This is a genomic window from Chryseobacterium sp. BLS98 (assembly GCF_001045445.1).
Taxonomy (GTDB): Bacteria; Bacteroidota; Bacteroidia; order Flavobacteriales; family Weeksellaceae; genus Chryseobacterium.
The window spans coordinates 188,202-204,932 of record NZ_LFNF01000001.1; the positions used below are offsets into that span (position 1 = coordinate 188,202).

Sequence of the window (16,731 nt, forward strand, 5' to 3'; positions counted from 1 at the left end):
TTAGCCTTTATTTTTGAATGCGTCCAGCGTACTATACTTTTCGCTTTTGTATTGTTTAACGATGATATTGAATATTTTTTCTCTGAATAAAAATCCTGTAAGGCCCAAAATAGCAATACTCACCACCCCGGCCGTAATTCCAAAGAAATATTTTGTCAGGGCAAAAACACCCATCGGAAGGAGCATCTTAGGAATCAGAAGAAACATAGATTTAAGATTAAAGCTTCCTTTCTGACCTATTCTTTTTTCCTTTGAATTCAGATCGATCTGGGTTTTATTGTAGGCTCCCGACCAAAGGGTCAGCTGAGAATTTACCCCGATATTATAAAGCCCTGCCGCAAAAAAGGTGACATAAACTTCCCAACCGAAATAGGCATAAAATAATGCAATAATTACTGAAGCCGCCGTAACAATATTAATCAGCCACCATTTTGCCTTAAGATATTCTTTGTAGGGAACATTCAGCGTCATCATTAAAGGATAATACGAGCTGTCGAAAGCCGGTACTCTCTGCCCGAAAAGAAACTGGAAGCCCCCCGTTACAAACAATCCCATGAACATCATCATTGCAGGAGTCTTATATGCTGTGGAAGTATACATCAGCATTCCGTAAAAAAGAAAGAAAAAGCTTCCAAGCAGAATACCTTTGGTTACTTTGTTGCGTCTCAGCATTTTAATATCATTATTGATAAATGTTCCGATAACGCCATATTTGTTTAAAAATGCAATATTCTCCGTTTTCCCGAATTGTTTTTTAGCTTCAAGCCCCTGATCAAGATAAAACTCCTTGCGGACATAGTTGAAAACTATTTTCCACAGTCCAAAGAACAGAACAGCCGGAATTGCAATCAGGTAAGGGCTATGATAAAAACCGTATACAAATTTTTCTGAATAAGAAAGTACAGGAACAATATTATAATAGCCAAGACCGGCAACAGCAGCCAATATACATCCTATAATAATAACAATGGTTTCTTTATCATTGAACAGGATATTGATAAAGTTATTAAGATAGAAGAGCAAAGAAATCCCGATAAACCAGGTGAGAATCCCAATAACACTATACCCGTTGAATAACGCAATGATCGAAAATGTGACGAAAAACAGGGAATTCAGCCAGCTCAGGGCTGAAAGAAAAGTTTTCACCAGCATATAATTGACCAATGTATTCTTCGGAATATTCAGCGTCAGGAATGGTTTGATGTTCTGAGTAGGCATTTCCTGCCAGATGTACTTTAAGATCAAATCTATGGCCCATGCTACAATTAAAAGTTTTGAAATCACGATCAAAGGATCCTGATGCATTTCATCCCGCACATAGAAGAAGGCTGCAAAAGCACCTCCTGCCAGACATGCCATAAAATAGAGTATCGCTATAAAGCGCAGAATCTTCATGAAAAGGTTTACGCCTACAGAAGTACCACGGAAAAAGCTTTTGATTTCAAGCCTTAGGAACTTTAGAAACATATTTTAGTTTTTATATTAGTAAATATAATGTAAAATATGTTACAGTTTTTTTTAGCCTATTAATTCTTTCGCCTGTGCCAATGCTGCCTCAGTAATTTTGCTTCCTGAAAGAAGCTGGGCAATCTCGTTGAGTTTTTCTTCGTTATTCAGAGGAATAATCGTGGATTGGGTCCTGCCGGAAATATCGCGTTTTACGACTTTATAATTGTCGTTTCCTTTGGCAGCCACCTGTGCTAAGTGGGAGATCACGATAAGCTGCATATCTGTAGCCATTTCCCTCATCAGGTTTCCGATCTCTTCTGCTACCTTCCCGGAAACTCCGGTATCAATTTCATCCAGAATCAGGGTTGGAAGCTCATCACTTTCTGCAATGATTTTCTTCACCGCCAGCATTACCCTGGATCTTTCACCGCCGGAAATCGCGGTCTGAATCGGCTTTAACGGAAATCCTGAGTTAGCCTGGAACAGCAACTGGATATTTTCTTTCCCGAATGCATTAAATTCAGAGGCATCCTGAAGCTCAATATCAACTCTGGCTTTTTCAAGACCTAATTTTTTGAGAAGTCCCTCAGCTTTTTTAATGAAAACAGGAATTGATTTTTTCCTGTTCTTCGAAAGCTTTTCTGCGAGATCCCGGAGTGTCTTCTCTTTTTTAGAAATATTTTCTTCAATCTCAGTAATATGCTCTTCAAGTTCTGAAGCTCCTTTCTGTTCACCTGCCAACTGGTCTCTCAGCTCTTTCAGCTCAGTGATATCAGAAACATTATGCTTTAGAAATAAGGAATTGATTTTATTATTAAGCTCAACCAGGACCGCAAGATTGGCCGGATTGATCTCTATTTTTTCGGATTCGTTTTCGAGTTCGGAAATAATGTCTTTCAGCTCTACGAAAGAGGTTTCAAGCCTTTCATCAAGCTCGGAAAAACTCCCGGAAACTTCTGATATTTTCGAAAGCTTACTTTTTGCTTCATGAAAGAAAGAAAGTATCCCGACTTCTTCCTGATGAAACCTTGAAAGGATCTGTACAAGATTTTCAGAGATCATTTCTGCATTTTCCTGGATGGAAAGCTGGTTCTGAAGGTCTTCATAATCTACATCGTCCAGTTTCAGTTCTTCAAGCTCGTTGAGTAAAAACTCTTTGTAATCACTTTCTTTTCTGTTTTCCGAAAGCTGGGTCTGGAGTTTTTTAAGCTGTATTTTTAAGCTCTGGAAATCTGAGAACTCATTCTGATAGTCTTCGATCGTTTTTTTATTCTCAGAAAGTCCGTCAATAATTTTAAACTGGTATTCCGAAGTGAAAAGGTTTGAGGTTTCAAACTGGGAATGGATATCAATGAGTTTTGAAGACAGCTCTTTAAGCACATCCAGTGTTACCGGCACATCATTGATGAATGCCCTGGACTTTCCGGAAGGAAGAATCTCTCGTCTGATGATGGTATGATGCTCGTAATCGAGATCATTTTCTACGAAGAATTTTTTGAACTGATTATTTAAGTCGAATTCTGTTTCTACAATGCTTTTTTCTTCTGAACTGGCAATAGATTTTGTTTCTGCCCTTTCACCAAGGATCAGTCTTAAAGCCCCTAAAATAATTGATTTTCCTGCCCCGGTCTCTCCGGTAATTACCTGCAGGCCGTTATTCAATGATACTTCCAGGGTATCAATCAAGGCAAAATTTTTAATATAAATTCTCGAAAGCATGGATAATAGCTGATTACTTTAGGTAATGCAAATATAGAATTAAGTATTCAATAACTTAAAGCGAAGGGTCTTTATTTCCACTTACTCCACTTATTCTCCGAATATTTAGGGGTAAAAATCATCATCAGCTGTTTAAGATCATTCATCACAAGTCCTCCATTATTTCCTGAATTGAAAATATTGAAGATCTCATCACTTTTATTATCAAGAAACAGGTTGAAGTAATAGGATTGCTGGAAAGAGTTTTCATACCTTTTCAGCTGCATGAGGGCGTCAAAAATCACTTTTTTAGCGGCAGTCTGATCCTGGTTGAATAAATTATCCAGTCCCGCTCTGTGATAGGTATACATGGTGGAACGCAACTGGCTCCAGTTCGGGTTGATAATTTCATTGATCAGTATGGTACGGCTTCTTGGCTCATTGATAACGTTCCAGCCTTCGTAATTTCTGTTCTGGGAGTTCTGGGCAATCTGCTGGGCTTTTGCAAACCATGGTGTACCGCCCAAAGACTGGAAACTGTCTGCATCATAGCCCAAAATCACGTAAACATAAAAGCTGATCACATCGATCAGGTTTTTGCCTGAGAACTGTCTTTCATTGAACACAAGATTCTCATTTTCAACATACTCAAAGGAAAATCTCTGATCCTGAAGATTGATCAGCGGAGATTCGTAAGTAGTACTGAATACGGGACGAACTGCCTGGATCACAATACTTCCTTTGAACCGGTTCCCGTCTCTTTCGGCGATAACAACTGCAAAATTACATTTGATCTTTTCGAAGTTCTGAAGTTTTTTCCCTGTCCAGCTGGTATTATTGATGAAGTCCCTAAGACTTTTTTCCAGGGCTTTATAGGCCTGCTGGTTACTTCCTCCCAGCTGCTGGGAGTTGATCTGTACAGTGGCAAGCAATTCCTGGGAAAAACTCAGATTGTATATAAAAAGCAGCAAGAATAGGCTTATGATTTTTTTCATTATCTAATTAAAAATTGAGAACGGAAATTTATTAAAATTATTTTAAAAGTTGAGCCTCAACAAAATCCAGAATATCTTTGGCTACTTCTTCTTTAGATTTGAGGTCAAATTCCTTCTTTCCTGTTTTGGTAAATATCTTGATTTTATTGGTATCGTTCTTAAAGCCTGCTCCTTCGTCCCGTAGGGAGTTCAGTACAATCATATCGAGGTTCTTCTTTTCCAGTTTTCCTTTGGCATTTTCTTCTTCATTCTGGGTTTCCAGGGCAAATCCTACGAGAAACTGATGGGTTTTCTTTTCGCCCATTGTTTTAAGGATATCAGGATTTTTAACCAGTTCGATAGTTAAACTGTCATCATTTTTTTTAATTTTCTCTTTAGCCACTTCTTTCGGGGCATAGTCTGCTACGGCGGCACTGGCAATACCGATATCCACGCGGTCATAAAATTCAAAAACTTTATTCAGCATTTCTTTGGCAGAGGTTACTTTATGGAGTTCAATATTTTTATCGTCAGTTGCCTGAGAACTCGGGCCGGAGATCAGAATAACCTTAGCGCCTCTCTTTGAAGCTTCTTCAGCAAGGGAAAACCCCATTTTACCGGAAGAATGATTTCCTATAAATCTTACAGGATCAATGGCTTCGTAGGTCGGTCCGGCAGTGATCAGTACCGTTTTTCCTACCAAACTTCCGGCTTGATTTCCGGAAGTAAAGAATTTTTCAACGGTTTTAAAGATGGTTTCAGGTTCTGCCATTCTTCCCTGTCCTACCAGGCCACTGGCCAGTTCACCGGTTTCAGCAGGAATGATAACATGTCCGTAATCTTCTGCCTGCTCAATATTCTGTCTGGTGGAAGGGTGTGCGTACATATCAAGATCCATTGCCGGAGCAATAAATACAGGACATTTTGCAGACATATAGGTAGCAATCACCAGATTATCACACATGCCGTGCACCATCTTGGCTAATGTATTGGCTGTACAAGGGGCAACGATCATTACATCGGCCCACAGGGCCATTTCCACGTGGCTGTTCCAGGTACCGTTATCGCCATAAAAATCTGAATATACGGGCTTTTTGGAAAGGGTTGAAAGACTTAATTTGGTTACAAACTGTTCTGCATCAGGCGTCATGATCACCTGGACATCAGCTCCTTTTTTCACAAAATCCCGGATCAGGAAATGGATTTTATAGGCGGCAATTCCACCGGAAACAGCGATAAGTATCTTTTTACCGGAAACACTCATTTAGTTTTAATTTTTTGAACTCCTAAATTACTTCTTTTTTTGCACAAAGACGGATATAAACAGACAAAGGTCATAAAAGAAACGGATTCCCTTATGACCTTCATATATAAAAAACACAAATGTTTATTTTCTGTCTTCTGTTTTTCTGAAATAGATATCTTCATTCAGCCATTCTTCGATTGCAATAGAAGTAGGCTTAGGAAGTTTTTCGTAATGTTTGGAGATTTCAATCTGCTCTCTGTTTTCGAAAACTTCTTCCAATGTAGAATTATGCACAGCAAATTCGTCCAGTTTATTGTGAAGCTCCGTACGGATCTCCGCATTGATCTGCTCTGCTCTCTTTCCCATGATAACAATAGCTTCATAGATTGAACCTACTTTATCTTCAATCTTGTCTTTATCGTAAGTAATAGTATTTACTTCTGCTTTTGTATCTTTTACGCTCATTTTGAGAAATTTATTTTATTTTAAGAGGACAAATTTACGAATTATCTTTGAATTTTGAAAGTGGCTGCCGGCGGAGGGGTCTGAAGTGCCGCACTATCCCTCTGGATCTGCATTGCCTTCTTTTCATTGCTGATCTGATCCTTCACTTGCTGGTCAGCTTTATTCTTTTCTGCGATTTTATCCGCTTCTTTTTTCTGTCTTGCCGTTAATGCTGCAATTCTTGCTTCTGTCTGCTTTTTTACAACTGCAAAATTTTCTTTTTCTTTTGCCAGCTTTACCTTAAGATCTGCTGCCGTTTTAGAATATTCTGTATTAGGAAGTTCTTTTTCTATGAATCTTGTATAAGCCAGCGCGCTTTCTATACGCTCGTCTTTAAGATCATATACTGATTTTAAAGCCAGTTCATAACGTGACTTCATGATGTAGTCATAAATCTTCGGACGAAGTTTAGTACTCGGGAAATCTTCCAGTAAGTTATCAAAAGTTACGTTGGCAGCTTTGTAATCAGCCATCTTGAAGTACTGTTTTGCATTTTCATAGGCTTTGAACTCCAATTTATAAGACAGCTCATCAATCAGCTGGCTGATATTTTTAGATCTTTCAGAATTGGGATAATTCGTCAGGAAGTCCTGAAGTTCATTGATTGCTGTTTCTGTAGTAGACTGGTCAAGATTATAATCCATAGAGCCTTCATAGTAGCATAATGCAGACATATAAGCTGCTTCTTCTGCTCTTGGATCTTTAGGAAAGCTTACGGCAAAGTTTTTAAACTGGTGTCCTGCCAGCTTATAGCTTTTGTCATAATAATTGGCATAAGCTGTATTAAAACCTACATTAGGAAAATCATCTGTTCCTGCAACAAGGTTAGTAAGCCTGTCATATAAAGCCAATGCATTCTTCCACTTCTTTTTGGCAAAATTTTCATTGGCTGCCTTTAAGATAAAATTCTTGTCAGCACTCTTCATTGCTCTTTCCTGCTGGCTTACGCAAGAGGAAACAACTGCCACTGCAAAAAGACCTAAAATATATTTTTTCATATAAAAAATTCAACAGTTTTCGGATTATACAGCCGATTTACTAATTTGCAAAAATATAACTTTTTTGTCAATAGATTTTTTTTTATGAATATTTAACGTAAATTTAGTCTGCAGCGTATCCCAAAATGGCAAAAACACTGAGTAAAAGATTCATTCTTACTTTTTTCTCGGCTTCTTTTGCATAGGCTTCTTCATTTTTGCTCGGCACATACAGCTCATAGAAGTTTTTATTCCTGATTACGAATAGTGTAGAACCAATGATCATGGTAAGGATATCCTCAGGCTTCGGTGTAAAGGTAAATACTCCTGAAGCAACTCCTTTTTTGATGACATCATCCAGTTTCTTTACAAACAACTGATAGAAATCCAGAAGTTCATCCTTTAAATTTTCCGTATGTCGCAGCTCCTGGGTTACAAATCCGTGGAAATAGTTGTATTTGAATAATTGGGAAACAATGTATTTTATGATCTCTCTCAGCTGCATCTCCGGTTTGCCGTCCTTGATGGTATCTGCAAACTCGGAAAAATTTTCCCTGGTTTTCAGAACACGGTACTGATAAAGATAAGACATCATTTTCTCCTTGGACCCGAAGTAATAGGAAATCATGGCTACATTAATGTTTGCTTTGGAGCAGATATCCCTTACAGAAGTACCGTCATACCCCTTTTTGGCAATAAGCTCTTCGGCAATATCCAAAATATGGATCTGTTTTTCTGTAAATTTTTTTCTCATGAAGTGTACTTTGAGTAAAGTTAAGAAATTTTTAACAAAATTATAAACGTTCGTTTAATAATTTTAAATTAATTTTCTGAATAATTGTACTTTTGTGAATGGATTTTTTTGATTTTCACCATCATAAAAAGAATATGCTGTATGGGATCTACAATATAGATTTCGGGACCATTCCGCCAGATTCTCCTTATTCTATAGGTATACATCCTAAAGATATTTCTGCAGATTCACTGGAGGAACAGTTCAGCTGGCTGGAATCCAATATTACAAAAAACTGCCTGGCCATTGGTGAATGCGGGCTGGATTCTTTGGTTCCTGTACCTCAACATATACAAGAAGAGGTTTTTAAGAGACAGATCATTATTTCCAATGAGGTGAAAAAGCCTATGATTATTCACTGTGTAAGAAAATTTTACGAGGTAATTTCTTTTAGAAAGAAGGCTGAGCAGGCGGTTATCATTCATGGTTTTAACAAGAAGCAGCGTATCGCGGAAGACTTACTGAAAAATAATTTTTATTTGAGTTTTGGGAAAGCTGTTTTGTATCATCTATCTTTGCAGGAAATTGTAAGAAGTACACCTTTGAACAGAATGTTTTTAGAAACTGACAATGAAGCCTTTAACATTGAAGAACTGTATTTAAAAGTTTCGGAATTAAAGGGTATTTCTTTGGAAAAACTGAACAAACAGATTGTAGAAAATTTAGACACGATAAAGAATGGATAAGTATTGGCTGGAGAGAACAGAGCTCCTGATCAAAGAGAAAGGACTTAAAAAACTGAATAAAGCAAAAGTATTGGTAATAGGCTTAGGCGGTGTAGGATCTTTTGCGGCAGAATTTCTGGCCAGAGCGGGTGTAGGAAATATGACGATTGTAGACGGCGATACGGTAGATATCACCAACATCAACAGACAGCTTCCTGCCCTGCACTCTACTGTAGGAAAGCATAAAGTGGAAGTGGTTGCAGAAAGACTTCTTGACATCAACCCGGAAATTAATTTAGTCAAGATCAACGAGTTCCTCAATCCGGAAAGAATGGATGAAGTACTTGATTCTGATAAGTTTGATTATATCCTGGACTGCATCGACAGCGTGACTCCAAAACTGTGTTTAATTAAGGCTGCCAGAAGAAGAAAAATAAAACTGGTAAGCTCTATGGGAGCAGGAGGAAAAACCGATCCCAGCAAAGTAATGGTAAGAGATATCAGCAAAACCCATAACTGCTATCTTGCTAAACAGATACGAAAAAGACTTAAAAAGGAAAAGATTAATAAGGGGTTCAGATGTGTATTTTCCAATGAACTTCAACAGGAGGAAAGCCTTAAAATGACTGATGGAACCAATTATAAAAGGTCCTTTTATGGTACTATCAGCTATATTCCGGCAATTTTCGGTCTGTATGCTGCAGCTGAAGTGATCAATTATTTAGTGAAACAAGATTAATGCAGAATTTTACATACTCCAGAGAAGAAAAACTCAAGAAAAATACTGAGATGGCTTTACTTTTCGATAAAGGTAAATGGAGAAGCTGTGGAAATTTGAGAATTATTATCCTGAAAGACAAGCCTAACCTCCCGGTGGACAACCATAAATTTGGGGTTTCCGTTTCTAAAAGATATTTTAAGAAGGCGGTACACAGAAATCGTGTGAAAAGGCTTCTAAGAGAGTGTTATCGCCTGAATAAGGATTTATTTAAAGATGCTTTTGGAGAAAAAACCCTGGCAATGATGTTTTGGGTATCTTCTGAAATGCCTGCCAAATTCCAGGAAGTGGAAGAACAGTTTATTAAGCTTTGCCAGATGCAGAAGAAATCCTAACTATTTTATTATTGTTTCCGGTTTTATTGCCCACAGATTTCTCAGATTACACAGATATTTATAATTTTTTATGAGTATTTATTTTTATCTGCTACAATAATCCTTTAAACATACCATTTTTTTACAGATACTATTTGTGTAATCTGAGAAACTGTGGGAAAAAATTTTAGATATCACCATTAGAATTAAATTTTACAAAATCTTGCATAGTTTTTGTAATTTTAGGGGAAACAATAAATCTGAAAATTAAAATGTTAGATCATGTTCCCTATTTTTCTTACATCCTGAGTGCCTTTATTGGTATAGGATTGGCTGCTGCGACAGGCTTCAGGGTTTTTCTGCCTATGTTTGCAGTAAGTCTCGCTTCTTATTTCCACTGGATTCCAATGAGTGAGAGTTTTGAGTGGCTTTCGGGGCTTCCGGCCCTCATTACTACTGGAATTGCTACTGTTGCTGAAATTTTAACATACTATATTCCGTTTGTGGATCATCTCCTGGATACGATATCAGTCCCTTTGGCTACTGTGGCAGGCTCGGTTTTATTTGCCAGCCAGTTTGCAGATCTGGGAACTTTTCCCCAATGGGCGCTTGCATTAATTGCCGGAGGAGGAACTGCAGCCACGATCAGCTCCGGTTTTGCAGGGATTCGGGCCGCTTCTACTGCCACTACGGGCGGATTAGGGAATTCTGTCGTAGGAACTACTGAAACTGCGGGAGCAGGTGTTATGTCTATCCTAGCAATGGCAGCTCCTGTTATTGCGGCTGTTTTTGCTATTATCCTGATTATTCTTGTTGTTATTTTCGGACGGAAAGCATGGCGGAAACTGCGGGGCAGAAAAAATGCAGCTAATGATATATAAAATAAAGGCTGAGCACAGTAGTGTCCAGCCTTTTTAATATTTTTTAAACCTGCTTAGCTTTTACTTCTGAAATCTTTTATTTCCTGTATTCTGGTTTGGAAATATTCCTTTTTTTCAGGGTTTTTATTAATCAGAATTTCAAATGCTTTGATGGCTTTAGTGTAAAGTTTCTGTTCGAAGTAAAGATTGGCCAGTGTTTCAGTCATTAGATGGGAGATATCGTCATTCTTTTCTTTGACAACGTAAGTGCTTTCATCTCTTAGCTGGCTGATCTTCGGGTTATTTTCGATAAAAGCTTCTATCACTTTCTCCTGAACAGGGGCTTTCTCTTTCTTAACGGTCTCTTCTGCCGGCCTGTCGATCTTAAGCCAGCTCTGCCAGGTATTGATAAACCCGGGAACGTTGCTGTCTGCAGGCGTCTGTTTTGAATTTTCAGCTTTAATTTCCTCAACAGGCTCTTCTTTTGCCGTCTTTTCTACTGCAAGGCTTGAAATATCAGTACCAAAGAAAGAAACATTCATAACCGGAACTTCTTCTTTAGATTCTTTTGTTTCAATGATTTCTTCTGAATTTTCAATGTCTTCATCCTTCTCTTCTGCAATTTCAGGTATTTTTTCTTCAGGAGCCGGGAGTTTCTCTTCTGAAACGGCTTCAGTTTCTTTTGGTGACTCTTCAACAATCTGTGAAGCTGCAGCTTCCTGCCTCTCTTCTATAATAGGAACTTCTTCCTGTTTTGGAGTTTCTTTATCAGGTGCAGAAATTTTGGTTTCCTTACTGATCAAAGAATCAGGCAAATGAGGGTCAAGGCTCATAGGCTTCCATGCAGAAACCGTCTGTACAACGGATTCTTCATCTTCTTCTTTGTCCTGAACTTCTACAACAGGCTCTTCGTGTCGGACCAGCTGTTCTGTTGTATCTTTTACAGCTTCAGCTACAGGCTCTTCAGCGGTAATTTTGGGTTCTTCTTTTTCAGTGGACCAGAAGTGGAAGCTTTGGGTTTCTGCAAAACTGATCTCATGATCGGCAGCTTCCGGCTCATCTTTTTCCTCCTGTGGAGCGGGCTGCGCTTCTTTCATTTTTTTCTCCACTTCTTCAATCAGACGCCTCATTTCTTCCTCATGTTTATTAACACTTGGTTTAGAAATTTCAGGTACTACAGCTTCGTTATCAGTATTTCCCTGAATCTTAACATCCGGCATAAACTCATCCATTCCATGGAAACTAATCTCTGCATGGGGTTCGCTTAGAGCATCATCCTCATTAATTGCTTCAGAATGTGTCTGTGTTTCAGCAACTACAGATTCCTCAACAGCTTTATTTTCTTCTGCTTCCTGAGGTTCTTCTGTTTCCGTAGCCAATGTTTCTACTTTGTGGAAACTGACCTCACTGTCTTTATTGATTGTCTGCTCTTCTGCAGGGCTGTCTATTTTATTTTCTTCAACAATCACTTCCGGGGTGAATTCTACTCCAGCCTCTGAATTTTCCTGCAGCTCATTATTGTGATCTTCTGTTTCCTGATTGCTTTCCTGATCAGGCGCAGCCGCAACGGATTCTGCTTTTTGAGTCACTATCACTCCTGATTCCAGGGTAGATTCAAGATCAATTACTTCGGTATTGGTTTCATCAAGGAAGTTTTCTTCACCTTCAAACAGGATTCTGTTTCTTTCTCCATTAACGTGAATATGTTTGATTTCCTTTACAGGCTCTATCATCCCTGCCGCTTCTTCATATTTTTCCTGCCTGTTTTCGGAAGATTCTTCTCTTTTTATAGGGAAAGCTTTGTTCGTGTAGGAATATTTTACCGGTTTTTCGAGTGCTTTAGAAGGCTTATCTTCTGTAATTTCCGGCTTGGATTCCCGCTGGACTTTACCGTTAATCAGTTGATAAAGAAGCTTTTTATCAGTAGTATAAGCTGCGGTTGTGGAAAGCTCCTTCTGATAGTTTTCTTTATCATAAAGGTGTACCCCAAACAAATGAAGTGCCCTGATGTTCTGAACATAGGGAAAAGCATTGATTTCCTCTTTCAAAAGACCAAGGTCTTCTGACTGTATATTTTTAGGGCTCTTTAATAATTCTAAAACTCTGGGATTCATCTTACCAATTGGCTACAATATCGTTAAATATCTTATTAATAATTCTGTCTGTCACAAGCTTCACCTGGGAAGTTTCTATCTGGCTCTGGCTCAGGTCGTTGTTGTAAACCGCTTCATCCGTATAAGTTCTGTCAAAGCTGGAATCCGGATGTATTTTGTTCTCGTAGTGTACTTTTACACTGATAGTCAGCTTACCCTGTGCCTGCTGCACCACACCTCCCGAAGGATTTGTCAGGGTATTGGAGCTGATTGTGGCAGATGAGAAATTATAATCGGAAATTTCACCTTCTATCAGAATATCAGGATTTGATTTTGTCCCCTTTAGTGTGGTTCTCTGCAGGAATCTGTTCTGGATATCAGTAGAAAACTGCTGGGAAAGGGTAGGATTCACAAGCGCTGCATTATTCGGAAATTCATTGATCTGGACGGTTTTTTCATCCGTTAATGATGATCCGGTAAAGGAGTAGCACTGATGAAAAAGTGAAAGGATTACCAATCCAAATATTATTTTTAATTTACTCATACCTTTTTTTGATTTACAGACTCTGATATCTCTTTACAAACCCTACTTTAGTCCTCTAGGTTATATTGTTTTATTTTCCTGTAAAGGGTTCTCTGGGAAATTCCAAGCTCGTCTGCCGCTCTGTTCCTGCGTCCTTTATGCTTCTCTAATGCTTTGATTATCAGGTCTTTTTCATTATTTTGAAGTGACAGGGATTCCGGCCTGTTTTCCTCTATTTCTATATCTTCAATATCTTCGTAACTGTCATCTGCATTTGAAATAATAGTTGGAGCAGATTGCACCACCGGTGATTTATCTTCAAAATACAGTAAAGAATTCTGACTCACAGGCTGTGTTTGTTCTGCAGAATAAATCCTGTTGATCAGATTTTTTTCCTGATTGCTTAAATCTGCTGTTCCTCTGTTTTTAATCAGCTCTGAAGTTAAAGATTTTAAATCATTAATATCACTTCTCATATCAAAGAGAATTTTATACATAATTTCTCTTTCGCTTCCGAAATCATTCTGCTTCTGAGCACTCTGGTTATTCACGACCATCGGAAGGTGACTTTCCATAGGAATGTATTCGGCGAGTTTTTCTACTGTTACCTGCCTGTTTCTTTCCACCACAGTCATCTGTTCTACCAGGTTTCTCAACTGGCGGATATTTCCGGGAAAACTATAATTTTCAATATAATGAACGGCACTTGGATCAAGCTCAAGTTCCGGCATTCTGTATTTTTCGGCAAAATCTATTGAGAATTTTCTGAACAGCAAATGGATATCTCCTTTTCTTTCTCTCAAAGGAGGCATGTCAATCTGAACAGTATTCAGACGGTAGTACAGATCCTCACGGAATCTGCCGTCCTGAATGGCTTTCATCATATTAACATTGGTAGCTGCCACAATTCTCACATTGGTTTTCTGAACCTGCGAGGAACCTACTTTCATGAATTCCCCGCTTTCCAGGACTCTCAGAAGACGGACCTGGGTCTGCAAGGGAAGCTCTCCAACCTCATCAAGGAAGATTGTTCCGCCGTCTGCCACCTCGAAGTATCCTTTTCTGGTTGCTGTAGCTCCGGTAAATGCTCCTTTTTCGTGCCCAAACAATTCAGAGTCGATGGTTCCCTCGGGAATCGCACCACAATTGACCACGATATAAGGCTGATGCTTTCTTTTGGATTCGGAATGGATGATTTTCGGAATAAATTCTTTTCCGACACCACTTTCTCCTATGACCAGAACGGAAATATCCGTTGGTGCCACCTGGATTGCCTTTTCTAAAGCCCGGTTAAGTGCCGGGAAATTCCCGATAATTCCAAAGCGGTTTTTTATGTTTTGTAAGTCGTTGCTCATAAGTAAATTTTTGATTATTGATTTAATAATCTACAGCTCCTAGATCTGTTTTCTGTAGATGTTGTTGAAGTGATGAGTGTAGACATCTTTCATGGTCTTTCCTTCATCATAAGTCATTAATACTAACTGTTTTAAATCTAAATAATCTTTGTTTCTGATTTTAGAAACTTTACTTTTAAAATATATATTCCCGGCAAAGTTGTTTTCTTTGCTCTGCTTTTCGAAATTTTCTAAGGCCTTGTCATATCTGCCCAGCTCAAAATAGGTGGCTCCCAGCTGGTAATGGTCATATATTCCTTTGAAATAGCGTTTGGATGCCGAAAATCTTTCAACAATGCTGACTGCTTTTTCTTTCTGCCCTAACGCACTGTAAGACAAGGCTCTCACCACATCCAAATGATCTCCTTTATAATGACTCAAAAACTGAAACTTACGCCAGCCCCTGTAACCTAAATGCATTTTAGGATCTACAGCCACAGCTTTATCTATCAGTATTTTCCAGGTCAGGAAATCTCCGTTTTTAGGATAGGGAACAGTTTTCTCAATATAGGAATTGGAGAAATCGGGACAAAGACCAGTCGCTTTGTCAAAAGTTTCCCGGGACTTCTGGCTGCCCTGTCTGTCCGAAGCCCAGTTGTACTGCTCACAAGCTTTTTTGCAGTTCTCACCCTCTACTGCATTACAGTTGACCTGCGCAATAGTATTGGTGTAAACGATAAGCAATAAAAAGCTAAGGTAATACCTCTGAAACTTTTCCATTTTCAATTTTATAGGTTAAATACTGATAATAGCCTGCTTTAAACCCCCTTTTATATCTTTAGGCATCCAGTCGCTCAGCAATCCCGTAAACCGCAGGAGCTTTCTCCCAGTTCTTTATCCGAAGCTGTTTTCTTAAGATCTGCATTCATTTGCTGAACTCTGAACAGTCCTGTTTTTCCTTCACAATTTACTAAAAATCTTACGGTAATATAACTGTTCAATTTTACTTTTGGAAGATATTTTTTTAGTTTTTCTATAATAGCCAGCTTCTCTCCTTTATTATTTAGCTGTTCTCCCCAAAAGTGTGCCCTGAGTATTATCATAGACAAACACGTCCACAATGTCACCAATTTTCTGCCCCTCGAGCATATCAAAGACGCAAACAGCATTCTGGGAATTCCTTCCTTTCCACTGGTTTTTATTCTTTTTCGAGATTCCCTCAATTAACACCTGGTGGATTCTTCCTACGTAAGACTGCATTCTTTTTCTGGAAAGTTCTCCCTGAAGCGCAATTACCTCAGCCAGACGTCTTTGCTTTACATCAGCAGGGATGTTATCTTCCATTTTTTTATGAGCCGGTGTTCCGGGTCTTTCTGAATAGGCAAACATATAACCATAGTCATATTCTACCTCTTTCATCAGGCTCAGGGTATCCTGATGATCTTCTTCCGTTTCATTACAGAAGCCGATGATCATATCCTGTGAAAAAGCAATATCAGGAACGATTTCTTTTGCTTTTTTAATTAAATCCAGGTATTCTTCACGGGTATGCTGTCTGTTCATTGCCTCCAGCATATTATTGCTTCCGCTCTGTACCGGAAGGTGAACATATTTACAGATATTATCGTGCTTGGCAATCATTCTGAATACATCAAGACTCATATCCTGAGGGTTTGATGTGGAGAACCTGATTCTCATTTCAGGAACGGCTTTAGCCACAAGATCAAGAAGCTGTGCAAAATTAACGGCTGTAGCTTTCTGCATTTCGGAAGCTTTGGCAAAATCTTTTTTAGGACCTCCGCCATACCACAGGTAAGAGTCTACATTCTGTCCTAAAAGGGTAATTTCTTTATACCCGTTATTTAAAAGATCTTTACACTCCTGAATAATGGAGTGCGGATCACGGCTTCTTTCTCTTCCTCTGGTAAAAGGAACTACGCAAAAGGTACACATATTGTCGCAACCTCTGGTAATGGTTACATAAGCCGTTACTCCGTTCCCTCCTAAACGCACAGGGTTGATATCTGCATACGTTTCTTCTTTTGAAAGGATGACGTTAATAGCATCTCTCCCGTCTTCGGTTTCTTTCAGAAGGTTGGGAAGGTCTCTGTAAGCGTCAGGACCTACTACAAGGTCTACCAGTTGTTCTTCTTCCAGGAATTTGGTTTTTAACCTTTCTGCCATGCATCCCAAGACTCCAACCGTCATGCTCGGTCTTTCTTTTTTCAGGTTTTTAAACTGGGAAAGTCGCATTCTTACGGTTTGCTCCGCCTTTTCACGGATGGAACATGTATTCAAAAGGATAAGGTCTGCTTCTTCTACTTTCAGGGTGGTATTATATCCCTGCTCATTAAGGATAGATGCAACAATTTCAGAATCAGAAAAGTTCATCTGACAGCCATAGCTTTCCAAAAAGAGTTTTTTAGAATTCTCAGGCCTTTCAGCGATGGCAAAAGCCTCTCCCTGTTTTGTTTCGTCTATATATTTTTCCTGCACAATAATCGTTTTAAAGTTCAATGCCTA

General features: G+C 38.8%; 17 protein-coding genes. 4 read left to right on the top strand and 13 right to left on the bottom strand.

Annotated elements, in window-relative coordinates; all coding sequences use genetic code 11:
* The 7 genes from ACM40_RS00805 to ACM40_RS00835 all read right to left on the bottom strand — a co-directional run bounded on the left by ACM40_RS00805 (window position 1) and on the right by ACM40_RS00835 (window position 7,602).
* On the bottom strand, window positions 1-1,467 hold the full coding sequence (locus ACM40_RS00805) for a DUF5687 family protein (RefSeq protein WP_048500976.1): 1,467 nt from the start codon (window positions 1,465-1,467) through the stop codon (window positions 1-3).
* Window positions 1,468-1,518: 51 nt separating this feature from the next.
* Window positions 1,519-3,168 (bottom strand): DNA repair protein RecN, encoded by a 1,650-nt coding sequence (locus tag ACM40_RS00810; RefSeq protein WP_048500977.1) that lies wholly within the window; start codon window positions 3,166-3,168, stop codon window positions 1,519-1,521.
* 71 nt (window positions 3,169-3,239) lie between these two features.
* Window positions 3,240-4,142 (bottom strand): DUF4835 family protein, encoded by a 903-nt coding sequence (locus ACM40_RS00815; protein ID WP_048500978.1) that lies wholly within the window; start codon window positions 4,140-4,142, stop codon window positions 3,240-3,242.
* A gap of 37 nt (window positions 4,143-4,179) precedes the next feature.
* The gene (gene coaBC / locus ACM40_RS00820; RefSeq protein WP_048500979.1) at window positions 4,180-5,385 is read right to left on the bottom strand and encodes a bifunctional phosphopantothenoylcysteine decarboxylase/phosphopantothenate--cysteine ligase CoaBC; all 1,206 of its coding nucleotides are present in this window, start codon (window positions 5,383-5,385) and stop codon (window positions 4,180-4,182) included.
* Window positions 5,386-5,508: 123 nt separating this feature from the next.
* Window positions 5,509-5,832 (bottom strand): DNA-directed RNA polymerase subunit omega, encoded by a 324-nt coding sequence (locus ACM40_RS00825; protein WP_027372958.1) that lies wholly within the window; start codon window positions 5,830-5,832, stop codon window positions 5,509-5,511.
* A gap of 41 nt (window positions 5,833-5,873) precedes the next feature.
* Complete coding sequence (locus ACM40_RS00830) at window positions 5,874-6,869, bottom strand: outer membrane protein assembly factor BamD (protein ID WP_048500980.1); 996 nt, start codon at window positions 6,867-6,869, stop codon at window positions 5,874-5,876.
* Window positions 6,870-6,972: 103 nt separating this feature from the next.
* On the bottom strand, window positions 6,973-7,602 hold the full coding sequence (locus ACM40_RS00835; protein WP_040999579.1) for a TetR/AcrR family transcriptional regulator: 630 nt from the start codon (window positions 7,600-7,602) through the stop codon (window positions 6,973-6,975).
* A gap of 98 nt (window positions 7,603-7,700) precedes the next feature.
* Here ACM40_RS00835 and ACM40_RS00840 point away from each other — a divergent pair, with 98 nt between their 5' ends.
* The 4 genes from ACM40_RS00840 to ACM40_RS00855 all read left to right on the top strand — a co-directional run bounded on the left by ACM40_RS00840 (window position 7,701) and on the right by ACM40_RS00855 (window position 10,279).
* Entirely contained in the window at window positions 7,701-8,327 is a 627-nt protein-coding gene (locus ACM40_RS00840; RefSeq protein WP_048500981.1) for a TatD family hydrolase, read from the top strand.
* Window positions 8,320-9,045: a ThiF family adenylyltransferase gene (locus tag ACM40_RS00845; RefSeq protein WP_048500982.1), complete on the top strand. Its 726-nt coding sequence runs from the start codon at window positions 8,320-8,322 to the stop codon at window positions 9,043-9,045. Before ACM40_RS00840 ends, ACM40_RS00845 begins: the two co-directional genes overlap by 8 nt.
* On the top strand, window positions 9,045-9,419 hold the full coding sequence (rnpA, locus tag ACM40_RS00850; protein ID WP_048500983.1) for a ribonuclease P protein component: 375 nt from the start codon (window positions 9,045-9,047) through the stop codon (window positions 9,417-9,419). Before ACM40_RS00845 ends, rnpA begins: the two co-directional genes overlap by 1 nt.
* Before the next feature lie 251 nt (window positions 9,420-9,670).
* Window positions 9,671-10,279: a DUF4126 domain-containing protein gene (locus ACM40_RS00855; protein WP_048500984.1), complete on the top strand. Its 609-nt coding sequence runs from the start codon at window positions 9,671-9,673 to the stop codon at window positions 10,277-10,279.
* Window positions 10,280-10,332: 53 nt separating this feature from the next.
* On the opposite strand, the gene ACM40_RS00860 is transcribed toward ACM40_RS00855, so the two are convergent.
* The 6 genes from ACM40_RS00860 to miaB form a co-directional block, all read right to left on the bottom strand.
* The gene (locus ACM40_RS00860) at window positions 10,333-12,372 is read right to left on the bottom strand and encodes a hypothetical protein (RefSeq protein ID WP_048500985.1); all 2,040 of its coding nucleotides are present in this window, start codon (window positions 12,370-12,372) and stop codon (window positions 10,333-10,335) included.
* 1 nt (window position 12,373) lies between these two features.
* Window positions 12,374-12,895 carry an LPS assembly lipoprotein LptE gene (gene lptE, locus ACM40_RS00865; RefSeq protein ID WP_048500986.1) on the bottom strand — a complete coding sequence of 174 codons (522 nt, stop codon included), beginning with the start codon at window positions 12,893-12,895 and terminating at the stop codon, window positions 12,374-12,376.
* A 47-nt stretch (window positions 12,896-12,942) separates the two neighbouring features.
* Window positions 12,943-14,229 carry a sigma-54 interaction domain-containing protein gene (locus ACM40_RS00870; protein ID WP_048500987.1) on the bottom strand — a complete coding sequence of 429 codons (1,287 nt, stop codon included), beginning with the start codon at window positions 14,227-14,229 and terminating at the stop codon, window positions 12,943-12,945.
* A gap of 39 nt (window positions 14,230-14,268) precedes the next feature.
* Window positions 14,269-14,988: a tetratricopeptide repeat protein gene (locus ACM40_RS00875; protein ID WP_048500988.1), complete on the bottom strand. Its 720-nt coding sequence runs from the start codon at window positions 14,986-14,988 to the stop codon at window positions 14,269-14,271.
* Between the two features lie 74 nt (window positions 14,989-15,062).
* Entirely contained in the window at window positions 15,063-15,311 is a 249-nt protein-coding gene (locus ACM40_RS00880) for a hypothetical protein (RefSeq protein WP_048500989.1), read from the bottom strand.
* Window positions 15,268-16,704 carry a tRNA (N6-isopentenyl adenosine(37)-C2)-methylthiotransferase MiaB gene (gene miaB, locus ACM40_RS00885; protein WP_048501677.1) on the bottom strand — a complete coding sequence of 479 codons (1,437 nt, stop codon included), beginning with the start codon at window positions 16,702-16,704 and terminating at the stop codon, window positions 15,268-15,270. Before miaB ends, ACM40_RS00880 begins: the two co-directional genes overlap by 44 nt.
* Window positions 16,705-16,731: the final 27 nt, after the last annotated feature.